General features: G+C 59.6%; 13 protein-coding genes. 8 read left to right on the top strand and 5 right to left on the bottom strand.

The genetic code is table 11. From position 1 onward, the window contains the following. Nucleotides 1–86: 86 nt before the first annotated feature. On the bottom strand, nucleotides 87–794 hold the full coding sequence (locus IM739_RS02775) for a DUF1013 domain-containing protein (RefSeq protein WP_237369731.1): 708 nt from the start codon (nucleotides 792–794) through the stop codon (nucleotides 87–89). Between the two features lie 233 nt (nucleotides 795–1,027). Here IM739_RS02775 and acs point away from each other — a divergent pair, with 233 nt between their 5' ends. Beyond that, nucleotides 1,028–2,980: an acetate--CoA ligase gene (acs, locus tag IM739_RS02770; protein ID WP_237369730.1), complete on the top strand. Its 1,953-nt coding sequence runs from the start codon at nucleotides 1,028–1,030 to the stop codon at nucleotides 2,978–2,980. Between the two features lie 87 nt (nucleotides 2,981–3,067). Here acs and IM739_RS02765 read toward each other — a convergent pair whose 3' ends face one another. Next, nucleotides 3,068–3,520, bottom strand: a complete 453-nt coding sequence (locus IM739_RS02765) for a thermonuclease family protein (protein ID WP_237369729.1) — start codon at nucleotides 3,518–3,520, stop codon at nucleotides 3,068–3,070. A gap of 51 nt (nucleotides 3,521–3,571) precedes the next feature. Continuing rightward, nucleotides 3,572–3,778, bottom strand: coding sequence for a DUF1674 domain-containing protein (locus tag IM739_RS02760; protein ID WP_237369728.1), 207 nt, complete (start codon nucleotides 3,776–3,778; stop codon nucleotides 3,572–3,574). Nucleotides 3,779–3,901: 123 nt separating this feature from the next. Here IM739_RS02760 and htpX point away from each other — a divergent pair, with 123 nt between their 5' ends. From htpX to purH, 4 genes are all read left to right on the top strand, one after another. After that, nucleotides 3,902–4,864, top strand: coding sequence for a zinc metalloprotease HtpX (gene htpX, locus IM739_RS02755; protein ID WP_237369727.1), 963 nt, complete (start codon nucleotides 3,902–3,904; stop codon nucleotides 4,862–4,864). Continuing rightward, nucleotides 4,855–6,243: an RsmB/NOP family class I SAM-dependent RNA methyltransferase gene (locus tag IM739_RS02750; RefSeq protein ID WP_237369726.1), complete on the top strand. Its 1,389-nt coding sequence runs from the start codon at nucleotides 4,855–4,857 to the stop codon at nucleotides 6,241–6,243. Before htpX ends, IM739_RS02750 begins: the two co-directional genes overlap by 10 nt. 199 nt (nucleotides 6,244–6,442) lie before the next feature. Next, complete coding sequence (locus tag IM739_RS02745; protein WP_237369725.1) at nucleotides 6,443–8,119, top strand: heparinase II/III family protein; 1,677 nt, start codon at nucleotides 6,443–6,445, stop codon at nucleotides 8,117–8,119. A 94-nt stretch (nucleotides 8,120–8,213) separates the two neighbouring features. After that, on the top strand, nucleotides 8,214–9,830 hold the full coding sequence (gene purH / locus IM739_RS02740) for a bifunctional phosphoribosylaminoimidazolecarboxamide formyltransferase/IMP cyclohydrolase (RefSeq protein ID WP_237369724.1): 1,617 nt from the start codon (nucleotides 8,214–8,216) through the stop codon (nucleotides 9,828–9,830). 64 nt (nucleotides 9,831–9,894) lie between these two features. Here purH and IM739_RS02735 read toward each other — a convergent pair whose 3' ends face one another. Together IM739_RS02735 and IM739_RS02730 are read right to left on the bottom strand one after the other, a co-directional pair. After that, complete coding sequence (locus IM739_RS02735) at nucleotides 9,895–11,295, bottom strand: MFS transporter (protein WP_237369723.1); 1,401 nt, start codon at nucleotides 11,293–11,295, stop codon at nucleotides 9,895–9,897. 31 nt (nucleotides 11,296–11,326) lie between these two features. Further along, the gene (locus tag IM739_RS02730; protein WP_237369722.1) at nucleotides 11,327–16,123 is read right to left on the bottom strand and encodes an NAD-glutamate dehydrogenase; all 4,797 of its coding nucleotides are present in this window, start codon (nucleotides 16,121–16,123) and stop codon (nucleotides 11,327–11,329) included. Between the two features lie 185 nt (nucleotides 16,124–16,308). On the opposite strand from IM739_RS02730, the gene pdxY reads away from it, so the two are divergent. From pdxY to IM739_RS02715, 3 genes are all read left to right on the top strand, one after another. Further along, complete coding sequence (pdxY, locus tag IM739_RS02725) at nucleotides 16,309–17,190, top strand: pyridoxal kinase PdxY (protein WP_237369721.1); 882 nt, start codon at nucleotides 16,309–16,311, stop codon at nucleotides 17,188–17,190. Between the two features lie 73 nt (nucleotides 17,191–17,263). Further along, nucleotides 17,264–17,917, top strand: a complete 654-nt coding sequence (locus tag IM739_RS02720; RefSeq protein ID WP_237369720.1) for a carbonic anhydrase — start codon at nucleotides 17,264–17,266, stop codon at nucleotides 17,915–17,917. 115 nt (nucleotides 17,918–18,032) lie between these two features. Beyond that, on the top strand, nucleotides 18,033–19,622 hold the full coding sequence (locus tag IM739_RS02715; RefSeq protein WP_237369719.1) for a GGDEF domain-containing protein: 1,590 nt from the start codon (nucleotides 18,033–18,035) through the stop codon (nucleotides 19,620–19,622). Nucleotides 19,623–19,636: the final 14 nt, after the last annotated feature.

Raw genomic sequence — 19,636 nt, 5'->3', positions numbered from 1 at the left:
GGATGGCTGGAACCAGCCTCGACAAAGAAAAGCCCCGGGCGATGATGCGACCGGGGCTAATTTTTAAGGCAACCTGTCGGGGACGATCAGTATTGATCTTCGTCCTCGTCCTTGTTGCGGTCAGACTTGAGCGACTGCAGCTTTGCGAAGACCGCGTTGGCGTCGATCGTCTTTTCTTCATCGCGGTCGTGGCCATAGCCGTAGTCGAGGTTTTCAGTCTCGGTGGCGGCCTGCAGGGTGGCGCCGAGTTCGGCAGCTGTCGGCAGCGGACGACCCTTGGAGGCCTTCTCAACTTCCAGGTCGAGGTCGATCTGGCTGCAGAGCCCGAGCGTCACCGGATCCATCGGGGTCAGGTTGGTCGAGTTCCAGTGGGTGCGCTCGCGGATCTGCTCGATGGTCGATTTTGTCGTTCCCACCAGACGGGAGATCTGGGCGTCCTTCAGTTCCGAGTGGTTGCGGACCAGCCAGAGAATTGCGTTCGGGCGATCCTGACGCTTGGAGACCGGGGTATAACGCGGGCCACGGCGCTTGGATTCCGGAACGCGAACCTTTGGCTCGGAAATCTTCAGCTTGTAGTTCACGTCCTTTTCCGCCCGCGCGATTTCGTCGCGTGACAGCTGGCCCGTTGCGATCGGGTCCAGACCCTTGATGCCCTGCGCCGCTTCACCATCGGCAATCGCCTTGACTTCGAGCGGATGCAGTTTGCAAAACTGCGCGATCTGGTCGAATGACAGCGCGGTATTGTCGACGAGCCATACGGCCGTTGCCTTCGGCATAAGCAGTGTCTGTGCCATGGATACAATCCTTCTGTGGTCCGCGCCGGTTGTCGCGAGCCGTGGGTTTAAACCACTATTTCCGGGAATTCGGCGTCCTTATACAGATTATGTAACGAAATTGCAATTCGCGAAGTAACGAATGACCTTTGTCTAATTGCTGGACGCATCTGAGTTGATAAGAATGGGTGCAAGAGGCCCGAGGAGGACGGTCCCCAGTTCGACAGTCCTGGCCGTTAAATGAGGAGGAGTTCATGTCAGCCAAGACCTATCCGGTGCTCAAGTCGGCGAAAGCCCAGGCCCTGATCGACGAAGACAAGTATCGCAAGTGGTACGAGGAAAGCATCGAGGATCCCGAAAAATTCTGGGGCAAGCACGGCAAGCGTATCGATTGGTTCAAGCCTTATACCAAGGTCAAGAACACCTCTTTCAGGGGCAAGGTCCCGGTCAAGTGGTTCGAAGACGGCCTGACCAACGTCTCCTACAATTGCATCGATCGCCATCTGAAAACCAATGGCGAACGGGTGGCGATCATCTGGGAAGGTGACAATCCCTATATCGACAAGAAGATCACCTATAACGAACTCTATGATCACGTCTGCCGGATGGCGAATGTGCTGAAGAAGCACGGCGTGAAGAAGGGTGATCGCGTCACCATCTACATGCCGATGATCCCGGAGGCGACTTATGCGATGCTCGCCTGTGCCCGTATCGGCGCAATCCACTCGGTGGTCTTTGGAGGCTTTTCGCCGGAAGCACTGGCCGGACGCATCGTCGACTGCGAATCGACCTTCGTCATCACCTGCGATGAAGGCGTGCGTGGCGGCAAGCCGGTGGCGCTCAAGGAAAACACCGATATCGCCATCGACATTGCTGCCAAACAGTATGTGATCGTCAACAAGGTTTTGGTCGTGCGGCGCACGGGCGGCAAGATCGGCTGGGCTCCCGGCCGCGACGTCTGGTATCACCAGGAAGTCGTCACGGTGAAGGGCGATTGCCCACCGGTGAAGATGAAGGCCGAAGATCCGCTTTTCATCCTTTATACGTCAGGCTCGACGGGCAAGCCCAAGGGCGTGATGCATACGACGGGAGGCTATCTCGTCTATGCCTCGATGACGCATGAATATGTCTTCGATTATCACGATGGCGAGGTCTACTGGTGTACGGCCGATGTCGGCTGGGTGACCGGCCATTCCTATATCGTCTATGGTCCGCTTGCGAATTGCGCGACGACGCTGATGTTCGAAGGTGTGCCGAATTTCCCCGATCAGGGTCGTTTCTGGGAGGTGATCGACAAGCACAAGGTCAACATCTTCTATACGGCGCCAACCGCCATCCGTTCGCTCATGGGTGTGGGCGACGAGTTCGTGAAGCGTTCCTCACGCTCGAGCCTCAGACTGCTCGGCTCCGTTGGCGAGCCGATCAATCCGGAAGCCTGGGAATGGTACTACAACGTGGTCGGCGACCAGCGTTGCCCGGTTGTCGACACTTGGTGGCAGACCGAAACCGGTGGGATCATGATTACGCCGCTGCCGGGTGCAACCGCGTTGAAACCCGGTTCGGCCACCCTCCCCTTCTTCGGCATCAAGCCGGAACTCGTCGACAATGAAGGCAATGTGCTGGAGGGGGCTGCGGACGGCAATCTCTGCATCACCGACAGCTGGCCGGGCCAGGCCCGCTCGGTCTATGGTGATCATGAACGCTATGTGCAGACCTATTTCTCGACCTATAAGGGGAAATATTTCACCGGCGACGGCTGCCGGCGCGACGAGGATGGCTATTACTGGATCACTGGTCGCGTCGATGACGTGCTCAACGTCTCCGGCCACAGGCTTGGAACCGCCGAGGTCGAATCGGCACTGGTTTCGCATCATCTCGTTTCCGAGGCCGCCGTGGTCGGCTATCCGCATGGCATCAAGGGCCAGGGCATCTATTGTTATGTCACCCTGATGGCGGGACATGACGGAACGGATGCGCTGCGCCAGGATCTGGTCAAACATGTCCGCACCGAGATTGGCCCGATCGCAACGCCTGACAAGATCCAGTTTGCTCCAGGTCTGCCGAAAACCCGTTCCGGCAAGATCATGCGGCGCATCCTGCGCAAGATTGCGGAGGATGATTTCGGTGCGCTCGGAGACACATCGACGCTGGCGGATCCGGCCGTCGTCGATGACCTGATCGACAACCGTCAAAATCGCAGCGCCTGATCAGCAGCCTGCCTTGGAAGAAAAGGGCTCCTTGATCGCAAGGGGCCCTTTTTGCATCGGGTGTCCGGTCTTCGGGGCGCTCCGTTTCTATGTGTCCGGGCAATGGTGACGGGGTTTTGTCCTGCCGGCATAGGGTTCGACAAGTCCCGCCTCAAGCAGCAGATCGGCTGCGCTTCGACCGTCAGCCAAAATCAGTTTAGCCACAACGCGACCGAAATATTTGTCGCCTGATATGTCAGTCAGGGAGACCTGCTCCTGGCCGGACATGAATTCGGTCAACTGATCCTGCGCTTCTCTCGCAGCCTCGCGGAAAGCTGGGCAACGCGATTTCAGCTCCGGCGCATCAATGCCTCGCAAGCGGACATAGGTGCTGATGCGATGATCAGGCCATGGCATTGCCTCAACGAGAATGGTGTCTCCATCGATGACCCGCACGACCTGGGCCGATACAGGACCGTCAAGCGTCTGGCCGGCATGACACTGCCCCGCCGAAAGCGTCAGCGTCAGCAAGACCAGCCAGGGAGTGTGATATCGGAGCATGAAAGGAATATATTCCGATATCTTGACGTGATCAATAGGTATATTTTCAGACTAGAAGTCGATAGCGCGTCCCTTGATTTCCCAGTCGCCAAAGCGTGCCGGATCAGCGCCGCCTCTACCGCCGATTTCCGGCTGGGGTTCTGTGGGCGTTTGCTGCTTGCGCCGTTCCTCGGCTTCGGCAAGGGCGCGCTTGGCTGCCGGGCTCAGTTCGCGGGGTGGTTCCCCTACCACGCCTTCCTGTTCCTGATCGTCTGACATGATGAGACCTCTATTTCGCGGTTTTTATGCGCAAACATTGAAATTGGCATTGCTGCTTTTTAAATCAACAGGTGAAATCGGCAACAGGCCCGTTGCCGAACATGTAGCTCGGAGGAGCAGGACATGAACTTCATGCGCACGGCAATGCTGCTTGCCTTCATGACGGCACTCTTCATGGGCGTCGGATTTCTGATTGGCGGTCGCGGCGGGATGGTGATCGCATTCGTCGTCGCAGCGGGCATGAACTTCTTTTCCTACTGGAACTCCGATCGAATGGTTCTGTCCTCCTACCGGGCACAAGAGGTCGATGAGCGGACTGCGCCCGAGTTCTACCTGATGGTCAAGGAGCTGGCGCGCAATGCCAATCTGCCGATGCCGCGCGTCTATGTTTTCGACAGTCCGCAGCCAAATGCATTCGCGACCGGCCGCAATCCGCAGAATGCGGCCGTTGCCGCCTCGACCGGCTTGCTGCAGCGTCTCAATCCTCAGGAAGTCGCCGGCGTGATGGCCCACGAACTGGCGCATATCGAAAACCGCGATACGCTGACGATGACGATTACCGCGACGCTCGCCGGTGCAATCTCCATGCTGTCGAACTTCGCCTTCCTGTTTTCAGGCAATCGCGACGAGCGCAGCAGCCCGTTCGGTTTCATCGGCGTTATCGTCGCCATGATCGTTGCGCCGCTTGCGGCGATGGTGGTTCAGATGGCAATCAGCCGAACGCGTGAATATGCCGCCGACCGGCGTGGTGCCGAGATTTGTGGCAATCCCCGGGGCCTCGCGTCCGCATTGCAGAAAATTGCCGGTGATGCATCGCATATCGAAAACATGGATGCAGAGCGCAATCCGGCCACGGCGCATATGTTCATCATCAATCCACTCAGCGGACGGCGCATGGACAACCTGTTTTCGACCCATCCGGACACGCGCAACCGTATCGAAGCGCTGTTGGCGATGACCGACATTGGGCCGGGGGTATCGACGCCAACCAGTCCCGCTGCTAATGCAAGGCCCAAAGCGCGCTCTGTCCCGAATACCGGATGGGGACGTGGCAACTCCGAACCGCCCAAAGGACCATGGTCTTGAACGATAAAGCACCGGGAAAACCGCAGAAGCACTTTCACAAGGGCAATGGCGGATCCCGTCCGACGGAACAGGCCGAGGCAAAACCGGGTCTGGAGGCGCGTATCGCTGCATCGCGCCTGCTGGCGGCTGTGATCGAGCGCAAGACACCGCTTGACGGCATGCTGGATGCAGAACATGGCAATCCCGCTTTCAGGGCCCTGAACGAAGCCGATCGCGGCCTGGTTCGTGCGATCCTGCATAGCGCACTTCGCCATCTGCCGCGGATCGAAGCGATCCTGCATGAGCTCTTGGACACGCCTCTGCCGGAAGGCGCCCGCTCCCTGCATCACCTGCTTGTGGTCGCCGCCGCGCAGATGCTCTATCTTGATGTGCCGGACCACTCGGCCGTCGATCTTGCCGTCGAACAGGCCAATCGCGACCCGCGCAGCCGCCGTTTTTCCAAGCTGGTGAACGCCATCCTGCGACGTGTCGGGCGCGAGAAGGAAGCGCTGCTCGAATGGGTCAATGACATACCCTGCATGCCGGAGTGGTTCCTGAAACGCCTGATCGCAGTCTACGGCCTGGATCATGCCCTGGCGATCGCCGAGGCACAGCTGCAGCCGGTGATGATTGACCTCACGGTCAAGAGTGATGCTCAGAGCTGGGCCGAAAAGCTTGGCGGCACGGTCTTGCCGACCGGCACAGTGCGCTTGGCACCGTTCAAGGGCAGCATTCCCTCGCTCGAAGGTTTCGAGGACGGCGAGTGGTGGGTTCAGGACGCCGCTGCCGGCATTCCGGCGAAGCTCTTCGGCGACCTCAGCGGCAAGCGCGTCGCCGATCTATGTGCGGCACCGGGCGGCAAAACAGCTCAGCTTGTGCTCGCTGGCGCGCAAGTGACTGCGGTCGAGCAATCCGCGTCCCGTCTCAAGCGGCTTCAGTCCAACCTGGAGCGGCTTCGTCTTTCTGCGGAATTCGTCACAAGCAATCTGCTGGAACTCGATACTGGCAAGGTTTACGACGCCATCCTGCTCGATGCACCCTGCTCATCAACCGGTACCACCCGCCGACATCCCGATGTCCTGTGGAGCAAGGATGCCGAAGACATCGCCAAGCTCGCCGCGTTGCAGGAAAAGCTGCTTCGGCATGCCATTACCTTGCTCGCCCCGGGCGGACGAATCGTCTTCTCCAACTGCTCCATCGATCCCTCCGAGGGAGAGCAGGTCGTGGAACGGGTTTTGGCTGACCATCAGGAGTTGAAGCTTGTCCCGATTCGCAATGAGGATTGGCCAGGCATGGAGGCGGCGATCAGCGATCGCGGAGAATTCCGTACCACGCCTGCGATGTTGCACGCTGAAGGTGGTCTCGATGGATTCTACGCTTGCGTAATTGCTAAAACTTAGCGAAATATTCAATAAAACTGTTGGAACCTGAAAACTGGCTGACGGGCGTTCCTTGCCCGTCGGCCTAGTCGCTATGAACTTTGCCTTTGCGATCGGCTGATTTGTCATGAAGCGATTTGAAGGACGGCTTGCGCCTTAAAGATTATCTGAATTTTCCTTGGAAAACTTATAGTTACCGGCCGCAGCAACGGGAATGAGAATGCGAATTTCTGATCGTCGGAGACTGATCTCCCTGTATTTTGCGGAGGGCTGGCGCAGAACGGGGCTGGCAATTTCGCTGGCATTGCCTGTGGTCAGCGGTCGTGCCGGCTTTGGTTCCATGCGTCTGGTCGTCGCGCCGACCGACCTTCGGGCGATCGATCCATTCGTGGCTGAAGAGATTTTCCAGGGGCGTTACCCGCTTGCCGGCCGCGTGCTTGACGCCGATCAACAATCGCCCTTCGATCTTGAGCTGCCGTCGCAGCAATTCGCTGTGCGCCTGCATGGATTCGGCTGGTTGCGCCACATCCGCGCCGACAAGTCGCATGCGGCCTGCGAGAATGCCCGCTGGGTTGTCGATCAATGGATCAATCTACATGGCGGACGTGTGACGGGCGTCGCCTGGGACGCGGATGTTGTCGCGCAACGCATCGTTGCCTGGCTCTCGCATTCACCGGTCGTGCTTCAGGATGCCGATGCCGGCTTCTATCGGCGTTTCATGGCGTCGCTCAGTTATCAGATCGGCTATCTGCATCGCATTGCCGGTTTTTTGCCGGAGGGACTGCCGCGTCTGCGGGCGCGTATCGCGCTGGCGATGGCGTCGATTTCAACCGAAGCGCGCTCTTCGGCCATTCGGCGGGCAGGCCGTCAGCTCAATCGTGAACTGGAACGCCAGATCCTGCCGGACGGTAGCCATGTCTCCCGCAATCCGCAGACCGCGGTCGAACTCCTCTTCGACCTGCTGCCGCTTCGCCAGACATATATCAATCTCGGCCACGACGTGCCGCAACGCCTGATCCCTGCGATCGACCGGATGTATCCCGCCGTGCGATTTTTCCGCCATAGCAGTGGCGATCTTGCGCTGTTCAATGGCGCCAGTTCGACACTTGCCACCGACCTGATGTCGGTCCTGCGCTATGATGAAACGGCGGGCCAGCCATTCAAGGCCTTGCCGCATGCCGCCTATCAGCGTCTTTCAGGTGGCGATACGGTGCTTCTGCTGGATACCGGCCATCCACCACCGGGATCCCTGTCACGGACCGCGCATGCAGGTTGCTTGTCACTCGAGCTATCGTCGGGCCGCAATCGCTTTATCGTCAACAGCGGATCTCCCCGCTTCGCTGGAGAAAAGCTCCGCCAACTGGCGCGCTCGACGGCTGCCCATTCGACGGTGGCGATCGGCGACATGTCGTCGGCCCGGATTTCGTCATCCGCGTTCCTCGGTCCGCTATTGGTTGCCGGCGTGGCAAAGGTCGAGATCACCCGACAGACCGGTCCTGACGGCAGCGACCGGCTGTCGGCGAGCCATGACGGCTATCTGGCGCGTTTCGGCGTGCTGCATGAGCGCGAGGTGCGCATCAACGAGACCGGTACGAAGATTGCCGGTCGTGACCGGTTTCTTCTGCCCGAAGGATTGCCCGCCCCCGGCCTTCCGCCCGAACCGGCGATCGCGCGGTTCCATATTCATCCGGCCATCTCGGTCGAGCGCATGGACGAGCGCAGGGTTCGCCTTGTCGCACCCGATGGCGAGAGCTGGGTCTTTTCGCTCCCGGTCGGCGAGGTCGAAATCGCCGAGGATATCTTTTTTGCCGATGTCTCCGGCGTCCGGCCATCGCAGCAGCTGGAAATTGCCTTCCACGGCCCAGAAATACGCTGGTTTCTCGCGCATCACGCATAGACTGTTGGTTCTGCGGCCCACCTGTGCTAGGCGGCGGCATCGCGCTCGTCATGCTGATCTTTTCGACGGGCGCCCGTCAGATCGGAGCTGAACCATGGCCGTCGTTTCCAAGAAAATTCCCGCCCCAGACCTCGTGCGTGTTCGCACCGCCCTGCTTTCGGTTTCCGACAAGACGGGGATCGTCGAGTTTGCCCAGGCGCTGCACCAGCGTGGCGTTCTGCTGTTGTCGACGGGCGGCACGCACAAGGCGCTTGCCGCTGCCGGCCTGCCGGTGACCGACGTATCGGAGATCACCGGGTTTCCAGAGATCATGGACGGTCGCGTCAAGACGCTGCATCCGCTGGTGCATGGCGGGTTGCTGTCGATCCGTGACGATGCCGAGCATGTCGAGGCGATGAAAGCGCATGGCATTGAGGCAATCGATCTCTCGGTGATCAATCTCTACCCGTTCGAGCAGGTGCGTGCTGCCGGCGGCGACTATCCGACGACGGTGGAGAATATCGACATCGGCGGTCCGGCGATGATCCGCGCATCGGCAAAAAACCACGCCTATGTTACCGTAGTGACGGATTCTGCCGATTATGGCGAGGTAATCGAGGCTTTGTCGCAGAATGACGGCCAGACAACCTATGCGCTCCGTCAGCGCCTTGCGGCCAAGGCCTACGCTCGGACCGCTGCCTATGATGCGGCAATCTCCAACTGGTTTGCCGAGGCGCTGGAAATCGAGATGCCCGCTTTTCGAGTGGTTGGTGGCGCATTGAAGGAAAAGATGCGCTACGGCGAAAATCCGCACCAGAGCGCCGGCTTCTATGTCACCGGTGAAAACCGCCCGGGTGTTGCCACGGCGACGCTGCTGCAGGGCAAACAGCTCTCCTACAACAATATCAATGACACGGATGCCGCATTCGAGCTGGTCGCCGAGTTCGCGCCGGAAAATGGCCCGGCCTGCGCGATTATCAAGCATGCCAATCCGTGCGGTGTTGCGACCGGTTCGACGCTGGTCGAAGCTTACCAGCGTGCTCTCGCCTGCGATTCCGTTTCCGCCTTCGGCGGCATTATCGCTCTCAACCAGATGCTGGATGCCGCGACTGCGCAGGAAATCGTCAAACTGTTCACCGAAGTCATCATTGCGCCCTCGGTCACCGATGAAGCCAAGGCGATCATCGCGGCAAAGCCCAATCTGCGCCTGCTGACGACCGGCGCCCTGCCCGACCCGCGCTCGCGCGGCCTCATGGCGAAGACGGTTTCCGGTGGCCTTCTGGTGCAGAGCCGCGACAACATCCTTGTCGAAGATCTCGACCTCAAGGTGGTGACCAAGCGCGCACCGACGGCAACCGAACTCGAAGACATGAAATTTGCCTTCAAGATCGCCAAGCACGTCAAATCGAATGCGGTCATCTACGCCAAGAACGGCCAGACGGCCGGTATCGGTGCCGGACAGATGAGCCGCGTCGATTCCGCCCGTATTGCAGCGCTCAAGGCGGAAGATGCCGCCAAGGCGCTTGGCCTGACAACGCCACTGACCAAGGGCGCTGCCGTGGCCTCGGAAGCCTTTTATCCCTTCGCCGATGGTTTGCTGGCTGCGATCGCGGCGGGTGCAACGGCGGTTATCCAGCCGGGTGGCTCGATGCGCGACGAGGAAGTGATCGCGGCGGCTGACGAACATGGTGTGACCATGGTGTTCACGGGCGTTCGCCATTTCCGCCACTGATCATTCGACACCTGGATAGAAAAAGGCCGGTTGCGGAGACGCAACCGGCCTTTTTCGTGGTGATTCACGCCTGGGCGGGTGTGTCGTCTCCGGCCGGATAGGCGGTGTTCCAGAGAATGGCCAAGCCCACCATCAGGAAAACCAACATGCTGGCCATGCCGACGCGCGGTGAACCGGTCCAGGTCGTCAGAACGGAAAAGGACAGGGTGGCCATGAAGCTCGTGGCGCGTCCCGAAAGTGCGTAGATTCCGAAATAGCGTCCCGCCTCGTGCGGCTTCACGCTGCGCGCTAGATAGGAGCGGGACGAGGCCTGGACAGGGCCGAACGACAGGCCGATCAGCAGGCCGTAAAGGATATAGGCCTTTTCCGCCGGCGTGGCGAACAGGCCCTCAGTGGTGGTGATCGGCAGGCCGACAAAGCCGAAAAGGGTGAAATCCGGTCCTGTCGAAATGATGCCGAGCGTGGCGGCAATCAGCATGAAGAGGCTGATCAGCACGACGCTCTTGGACCCGACAAGCCGGTCGATGCGGCTGGCAATCAGGCATCCGAAGATCGCAACAATGTTCAGAATGATGCCGTAGACGCCCATTTCCATCGTCGACCATCCAAACATCGCGGCGGCGAAGACGCCGCCCAGGATCAGCAAGCCGTTGACGCCGTCCTGATAGATCATCCGTGCCACGAGAAAGCGCAGGATTGCGGTGCGGTGCCGGACTTCGGACAGTGTGTTGTTTATCTCCTTCAGGCCTGAGCTGATCGCCTGGCCGAGTGGCTTTCCACGGGCCGCATCCGGGGTGAAGAGGAACATCGGCAGAATGAAGACAAGATACCATATCGCCGAAATCGGGCCGGTGATGCGGGCATCTTCGCCGTAGGCAGGATCGAGGCCGAACAGCGGCGGTATACCGATCAGGGTCAGTCCGGTGGTCGGATTTGCCGCAATCAGGGCAACGATCGCGATCAGCACGATCATGCCGCCGAGATAGCCGAGACCCCAGGCAATATTCGACACGCGGCCGACATCGCGCTGGCTGACAAGCCGGGTCATCATCGAGTCATTGAAGACGATCGAAAACTCCGCAGCAATGCTGGCGAAGATCATCAGGACCATGATCAATCCGACCGATGCACCCGGTGCCGCCAGCCAGAGACCCAGAAGACAGGTGATCTTGATCACCGCAAAAAAAGCGATCCACGGCTTTCGTGAGCCGGATTCATCGGCAATCGATCCCAGGATGGGCGCAAGGATTGCGATGACAATCGCCGAAATGGTCGCTGCATTGCTCCATGAGGCCTGGGCGGAAACCGGATCGTTGGTCATCCGGGCGACGAAATATGGGCCGAATATGAATGTGGTGACCACCGTGAAAAACGGTTGTGCTGCCCAGTCGAAGAACATCCAGCTCAGGACGCCCCGATTGAGGCGTCCGGTGTCTTTTGCGTCCGTCACGGCCGATCCGTTCATGCATCATCCCTGGCTTGTTGCCGGGACACTGTCACCTTGCAGGACCTTGCGCAAGATCACCGAGCAGGCCGGCAGCCACCGCCATTTTGGAGATGCTCGGCTCGCCGCTGTCGACCAGTGCCGCAAGTTCCTTGCCAATCCGCTCGATGCGAAGGGTGTCATTGGCGAGCCATGCCTGGACCGGTTGCTTGTGACCGTCATGGGCGATGAGCGCTGCGCAAACGATTTCGCGGCGGGCTGCGCCGATGCGATCGATGCTTCTTGTCAGCGCCAAGCTATCGTAATGGTCCGTTGGCTGAAGCCTACGGGCATTCTCGATGATGCGGCCGATGCGGAAGGCTTCCGAAACGGCAAAGAAGCCATCCATCGCCCGCGCCAGGCTCGCCTTTGTACGATCCGCGATCTGCATGATTTCCGGAAGCAGCAGCAATGTCTGAAGGTTGACGACCTCCACGGCGATCTCTTCCGGTGCGCCCGCGGAGATCAGACCGGCTACCTGCTCGTCGAAATACTGGCGCAGCAGCGCCGGCAATGCGCCTGCGAAGACCGGTCCAGCCGATTTGACGGCCGCCTTCAGATGGCTCACGGCAGCCATGATCGGGCCGGTCGCCAGCCCGGTATCCAGAAGCAGACGCGTCATGCCGACATAGACTTCGGTGACAATGCCGTAGAGACGGTTTTGCGTCTGGCCGGAGAGCTTGGCGTCCAGATTGTCGAGCTTGTCCCAGAGCGCCGTAAGGTTCAGCGCATCGCGGGTGACCAATGCCGCTTTCACCACTGCGTCGGGGGCAGCTCCCGTTGCGTCGCTCACGGCGACCACAAAGCCCGGGCCACCACGATTGATCGCATGGTTTGCCAGGACTGTGGCAATGATTTCGCGGCGAAGGCGATGGACCGAAATGTCGGACGCAAAGCTCTTGCGCATGCCGGCCGGGAAATAGTTAGACAGGGTGGTCTGGCAATAGGGGTCGTCGGGAAGGTCGGACTGGATCAACTGGTCAAACAGCACGATCTTGGCATAGGACAACAGCACGCCGATTTCCGGTCGGGTCAGGGTCTTACCGGATACGTAGCGTTCTGCAACCGCCGTCGAATCCGGCAGCGTCTCGACCTTGCGGTTCAATTTGCCGAGACCTTCCAGATAATCCATGAGCCGGCTCAGCTCTTCGCGGTTGCCGGCATGCTTCGCTTCGGTGAGCGAGATGGACAGGGACTGGAGATAGTTGTTGCGCAGCACCAGTTCGGCCACTTCGTCGGTCATCTCGACCAGCAGCTTGTTGCGTTTGTCGCGGGTCAGGCGCATTTCGGCCATGGCCGGCGAAAACGCGATCTTGATATTGACCTCAAGGTCGGACGAATTGACGCCGGCCGAATTGTCGATCGCGTCCGAATTTACCCGGCCGCCATTCAGGGCATAGGCGATACGGCCTTTCTGGGTGACGCCGAGATTGGCACCTTCGCCGATCACCTTGGCGCGAACTTCCGTCGCCGTGATGCGGATCGCGTCGTTGGCACGGTCGCCGACTTCGGCATCGGTCTCGCCGGCGGCCTTGATATAGGTACCGATGCCGCCGAACCACATCAGATCGACAGGCGCTTTCAGGATCGCGGTCAGGATGTCGAAGGGCGAGGCGGTCCGGGTTTCCAGTCCGATGGCCGCCGCGGCTTCCGGCGTCAGGGTCACTGACTTTTCCGCACGCGAGATGATCATGGCGCCCGGTGAGAGCGCCTTGCGGTCGTAATCCTGCCAGCTGGACCGCGGCAGCGCGAACATGCGCTTGCGCTCGGCAAACGAACGGGCCGTATCCGGATTCGGATCGATGAAGATATCGCGATGGTCGAAGGCTGCAATGAGCCTGATCTGTTGCGAGAGCAGCATGCCGTTGCCGAACACGTCGCCCGACATGTCGCCGACACCGGCCACGGTAAAGGGCGTGGTCTGGATATCCGTATCGATCTCGCGGAAGTGGCGCTTGACCGTTTCCCAAGCGCCGCGGGCGGTGATGCCCATCTTCTTGTGGTCATAGCCGGCTGAACCACCCGATGCGAAAGCATCGTCGAGCCAGAAGCCGGCCGCCTGGGCGAGACCGTTTGCGGTGTCTGAAAAGGTTGCTGTGCCCTTGTCGGCGGCGACGACAAAATAGGGATCGTCCTCATCCAGCCGCAGGGTGTCTGCCGGTGGCACAATGTCCCCGCCGACGATGTTGTCGGTGATCGAGAGCAGCGTTCGGATATAGGTCTTGTAGGCCTCCGTGCCGGCCGACAGCCAGGCTTCGCGGTTGGTCGCGGGCGGCAGCAATTTGGGGAAGAAGCCGCCCTTGGCGCCGACCGGCACGATCACGGCATTCTTGACCTGTTGCGCCTTGACCAGGCCGAGAACTTCGGTGCGGTAGTCCTGGGCGCGGTCCGACCAGCGCAGGCCGCCGCGGGCCACCTTGCCGAAACGCAGGTGAACACCTTCGACTTCGACCCCATAAACGAAGATTTCCCGGAACGGGCGTGGTTCCGGCAGACCGTCGAGCCGATGCGGGTCAAACTTGAACGCCAGCATAGGCCGGTCGCTGTCGATATAGCCCTTCTGGAAGAAATTCGTCCTGAGCGTGGCCTCGATGGCGTTGATGTAGCGCCGCAGGATCCTGTCTTCGTCCAGGCTCGGGACGGCAGCGAGGCTGGTTTCCAGCGACTGGTGCAGCTCAGCCGATCGCTTTGCGCGGCTCTTTTCACTCAGTGCGGGGTCAAGGCGGTTGCGGAACAGGTGTGCCAGGTTGGCCGCAATGGCGGCATATTTGTTCAAGGTTTCGGCGATGTAGCCCTGCGAAAAGACGAATCCGGCCTGGCGCAGATAGGCGCCGTAGGCACGCAACACGGAGGTTTCGCGCGCGTTCAATCCGGCATTCAGCACCAGCCGGTTATAGGCATCATTGTCGACCGTGCCGGTGAAGGCGGCGATGAAGGCTTCCTCGATCTTTTTGCCTTGGCGGGCGATATCGAAATCTCCGCCGCCCAGAACCTGAAGTTCCATATCATGCAGGACGACGAGTCTGCCGGGCTTGTTGCCCGGAGTGACATCGGTAACACCGATATCGAAGGTTCGCTCGCTGATGACGCCGAAGCCGAGGTTTTCCAGCAGAGGCACGCGCCGCGACAGCGGCAGATGATGTCCGGCATGGAAAATCTTCAGATAGAGAAGGGGGCCATCGGCTCCTGCCACCTGATGGAAAGCGATCGAAAGCGGTGCGCCGGCAAGGCAGGCCTCGATGTGCTTCAGATCGGCGACCGCTTCTTCCGGGGCAAAGGCTTCCTGAAAGGCCTGGCTGACATCCAGTTGCGGTACGTCCGTGCCGGCCAGCGAGATGAAGCGATCGCTCCAGCGTGCGGTAATCTCGCGAACGGCCTCTTCAAGCTTGGCCTGCGGAATTCGTGGTGTCTTGCCCTCCGAGCGACCGATGATGATGTGCACACGTGCAACGCCACCTTCCGGGAAAGCAGGATAATAGGCGGAGACATGGCCGTCATAGACGGTCTTGAAATAGATGCCGATCTTTTCGCGGACCATCGAATTGTAGTCTTCACGTGGGACATAGACGATCAGCGAGACGAAGCGGTCGAACTGATCGATACGCGGCAACACGCGCACGCGTGGACGTTCCGACAGATCGTTGATCTGTTCGCTGAATTTCGCCAGCATTTCCGGTTCGATCTGGAAGAGATCGTCGCGCGGATAGCTTTCCAGTGTGTTCTGCAGCATGCGGCCGGAATGGCTCTGCGGATCGAAGTCGAAATGTTCGACTACCTTTTCGATCTTGGCGCGCAGCAGGGGGATCTGGTTGGCCGAACGGGTATAGGCTGTGGACGTGAACAGGCCGACGATGCGCAATTCGCCGACAACCTTGCCATCCGGTCCGAACCGCTTGACCCCGACATAGTCCATGTAGGCACGACGGTGTACCACGGATTTCACATTCGCCTTGGTGACGATCAGGAATTCCGGCCCTTGCAGGAAGGCGAGGATTTCGGGTGTCGTGGTAACCTGGTTCTTGCCCTGGCGCAGGACCAGAACATCGGGATCGGATAGAATGCCGAGGCCCCTGCCCTTGCCTCGCTCGACGGTAGCCTCAGCGCCTTCGCCGGAATAGATATATTCCCGCATGCCGAGGAAGGTGAAATTGTCGTTGCGCAGCCACTCCAGGAAGGCGACGGCTTCGTCGCGTTCGGCTTTCTTGCGGCCCGGGCCGAGGTCCGACAGTTCGGCAAGCGCATTATCGAGAAGGCCGAGCATCGGCTTCCAGTCGCTGGCCGCCATTTTCACCTGGCTGAGCACGTGATGAAGCCGCTGGACCAGGGCGTTTGCCTGTTCGTCGGTGAGCGTTGCAATGTGGAGCTGGATATAGCTAACCTTGACCACATCGTCCGGATCGGTGTCGGGATTGGCCAGGGAGATATCACCCTTGGGTGTTACGGCAAGGATAGGATGCACTGCCATGAAGATATCGCGGTAAGCGCTGGTGACTTCCGCCATCACCGAATCATAGAGAAACGGCTTGTTGTGATCGACAATGGACAAGACACTGACCGGATTGTCTTCCGGGCTGACTTCGGTCACGGGCGTGAGGCTTACATGCGGCCTCTTGCGATCCCATGCCGCCAGGTCCGAGGCTGCGCGAACGGCTGAAAATGCGAGCATTTCCGGGGTATAGCGATCGAGATCGTCATTGCTTGCCCGGCCAAACAGCATTGCCGGCGTGATGAAGGCCTCGCCCAGGGCTTCGGCAATCTGGCCGGCACCTCGCAGCTGCTGTTCCCGCTTGGTGGTCCGCGTCTTGGCCATGTACCCTCTCCTCTTGGTCGGCTTTGCAGGCATAATTGGGAATTATGTTTTGCAGAAGTATGTATGATGCAAATTTGGAGGAGAAATTGTCAAAAAACGCGTTCTCCATCCGAATTTCTCTGAATTTTTGACAAAACTGACATCAAAATGCGTTCTAAGCTCAATTTTTAATGCGGAATCGCCTCATGCCCGATAATTCGCCAGGCGCTGTCATCGTCATTTCCAGCCATGTCGTGCGTGGTTCCGTGGGAAACCGTGCAGCGGTCTTCGCCTTGGAGACATTGGGGCATCAGGTCTGGGCCTTGCCCACGCTGGTGTTGCCTTGGCATCCGGGTCACGGTCCATCGACGCGCCTAAGATTTGCCGACGATGACTTCGAAAAAGCAATAGATGATTTGATCGGGGCGCCCTGGCTGGGCGAGGTAAAAGCAATTCTGACCGGCTATTTCGCCAGTCCTGCACAGCCAGCGGCGGTAGCCCGGCTTGTCGAGGCAGCAAGGGCCAGGAACCCCGACCTGCTATATGTCTGCGATCCCGTCATGGGCGATCTTGGTGGTCTCTATATTCCGGAAGAGACTGCCGCTGCCGTCCGTGACCGCCTGCTCCCGCTCGCCTCCGTCGCAACGCCCAATCGCTATGAACTGCAATGGCTGGTGGGCAGCACGCTCGACAGCAATGCGTTGATCATGGAGGCGGCCCTGTCGCTCGGACCGGCACGCATGCTGGTGACCTCGGCGGTCCCGATGATGGCCGGCGGCACCGGCAATCTTCTGCTCTCCGGCCGCAACGCGCTGCTGGCCGAGCATCGGCTGATCGACAATGCGCCGAACGGATTGGGTGACCTGCTCGGAGCAGTGTTTCTGGCGCGTCTGCTGGAGGGATGCGAGGAGGAAAGGGCCTTGCAACTCGCCACTGCCAGCGTGTTCGAGATCCTGGCGCGCACGGTCAAGCGCGGTTCGGACGAACTTGCGCTCGCCAGCGATGCGTCCAGCCTGTCTCGGCCGATGGCGATGGTACAGATGCGCCGGCTGCTGCATCCGGCACAAAGGCCGCTGAAGCCGAGATAAATTTTCCCGGCCGTTACGCTGCAGTGCAAGGTCGGTGTTGCCTTGGTTCGACTTGCGCTGTAATTGGTGAGTTATGAGCAGTTTTCCTCCTTCTCTTTTGTCCGGCTACAACAACTTCATGAGTGGCCGCTATGTTGACCAGCGGGAACGCTACCGCGTGCTCGCCGAACAGGGGCAGAAGCCGCATACGCTCGTCGTTGCCTGTTGTGATTCACGCGCCGCGCCGGAAATGATCTTCGATGCGGGGCCCGGCGAGCTTTTTGTGGTGCGCAATGTTGCCAACATGGTTCCGCCCTACGAACCGGACGGCCAGTACCATTCGACATCCGCCGCGCTGGAATTTGCGGTTCAGGCCCTGCAGGTTCGCGACATCATCGTGATGGGACATGGACGTTGCGGCGGCATTCGTGCGGCGCTCGACCCCAATGCCGAACCCCTGTCACCGGGTGACTTCATCGGCAAGTGGATGAACCTGGTTGCGCCGGCTGCCGAGCAGATCCAGGGCAATTCGGTCATGACGGCAACGGAACGGCAGACGGCGCTTGAGCGGATTTCCATCCGCAATTCCATCGCCAATCTGCGCACCTTCCCTTACGTCAAATCCATGGAACAAGGTGGCAAGTTGCGCATCCACGGCTGTTGGTTCGACATTGGCAATGGCGAATTGTGGGTGATGGATCCGAAGACGCGCGATTTCGTCCGGTTGGAAAACCAGGTTCCCGACTGATCGTTTTCTTCTTTAGAGAATTCTTAGGTGCTGGATATTAGTCTGGTTGCCGCGTGAATGCGGTGGAGCCTGTCGTTCGTCATCCGGCGATCAGGTTCATTAACTGGGCCTACCGATGTATCTGAAATCTGCCAAAAAGCATGTGATTGCCGCCCTTCTGTTGCCTGGGTTCGTGATGATCCTGGAGGCCGGGGCCTTGCTCCGCGAGCAGTTCAGCAAGTATCGCGCGCTCGAGAACAGCCGCGACTATGCCTATATAACCTCTCAAGCCGGCTACATCGCATCCTTTGCCCTGCCGCAGGAAAGCATTGCGACGACGACATATCAGATGAGCGGGTCTGAATTTTCCGCCCAGGGTCTCGAAACGGCTCGTGCCGAGACAGATCGCTCGCTCGCCAGCGTGCTTGAAATGCTGGCGCAGAAGATCGCCGGCCGTCAGGACATAGTCTATGCAATTCAGGAGATCTGGAACGCGACGGAAGCCTTGAAGCGGTTTCGTGAGCGTGTGGACAACGAGAGCCTGCCGGCAGAAGCGGTGATCGCTGCGATGAAGCCCTTCTCGAAGGATTTTCTCCGGCTCGTCTCAGTGCTGCGGTTCGAGATGGGAACGCCGGAAGCGACGCGGCAGATCAACCTTTTTCTCGATATGCTCGATGCGAACGACGCATCGCTGCAGGCTCTGTTTTATTCGGACAAGTATCTGCGCGGCGAGCCGCTCTCGCGCGCCGAAACACAGGCACTGGCCGGGTTCTCCGCCCTGCTGTCCGAGAATATCGAAAAGCTGCGCAGCTATCCGGAATCGCGAACCATCGGAGCGACACTTGCGTTCAACGACACCAGTCAAGGCAAGTGGCTGGCAGATCTGACGGGGCGGATCGAGGCGAATGCAGTCGTTCCATCCGAGCGACTGTATGAGCGATGGCAGAATGTGAAGGCGCAGCAACTGCAAGCGTTGCGCAAGGATCTGGACGAATCCAGCGCGGAAATTCGCTCGATAGGCGATGCAATGGCGGCGGAAGCGCGCTTCCAGTTCACCGCATTCCTGCTCGCCGGCGTGACGCTGTTCGGCGCGGTGCTCGCGGCCCTGTTCCTGGCTGCGAAGAGTGTTCGTTTCATCGAGCAGCTGATGCGCGATCGTGAGCAACTGATCGGTGAACTTCAGAAAGCCGCGCATACCGACCTGTTGACCGGATTGCTCAATCGGCGCGGTTTCGATGTGGCGTTGACGCTGCGGCCGAACACGCGCCTGGTATCGGGCGGTTCGTCGGTCATGATCTTCGATCTGGACAAATTCAAGCACATCAATGACAGCCATGGTCATGATGTCGGCGATCTCGTCCTGCAAAAAACGGCTGAAATCGCCAGGAAGCTGTTTCGCGTCGATGATCTTCTGGCCCGCCACGGCGGCGAGGAATTTGTCGGCTTCGTGTCAAATGTTTCTCTGGCCGAGGCTGCCGATCTTGCCAATCGGATACGCGAGGCACTTGAGCGATCCGAGCTGCAGCTTGAAAATGGGGAGAGCCTGCGGGTTACCGCGAGTTTCGGCTGCGCCCGCATCGAAGGCAGCGTCAACCGCGCCTCTGTGCATGATGCCTTGAAACGCGCCGATCAGGCACTTTACGCGGCCAAGTCCGCGGGCCGCAACCGTGTGATCTGCGATATCGATATCGAACCGATAGACATGCTGGCAAAGCCGGCGGCGTGATGCGCCGCCGGTCT

Origin of the sequence: Rhizobium sp. SL42 (assembly GCF_021729845.1) — a bacterium.
In the GTDB taxonomy this organism is placed as follows: Bacteria; Pseudomonadota; Alphaproteobacteria; order Rhizobiales; family Rhizobiaceae; genus Allorhizobium.
Note: the sequence above shows the minus strand (reverse complement) of the source record. Positions and strands in the feature narration are given on the sequence as shown.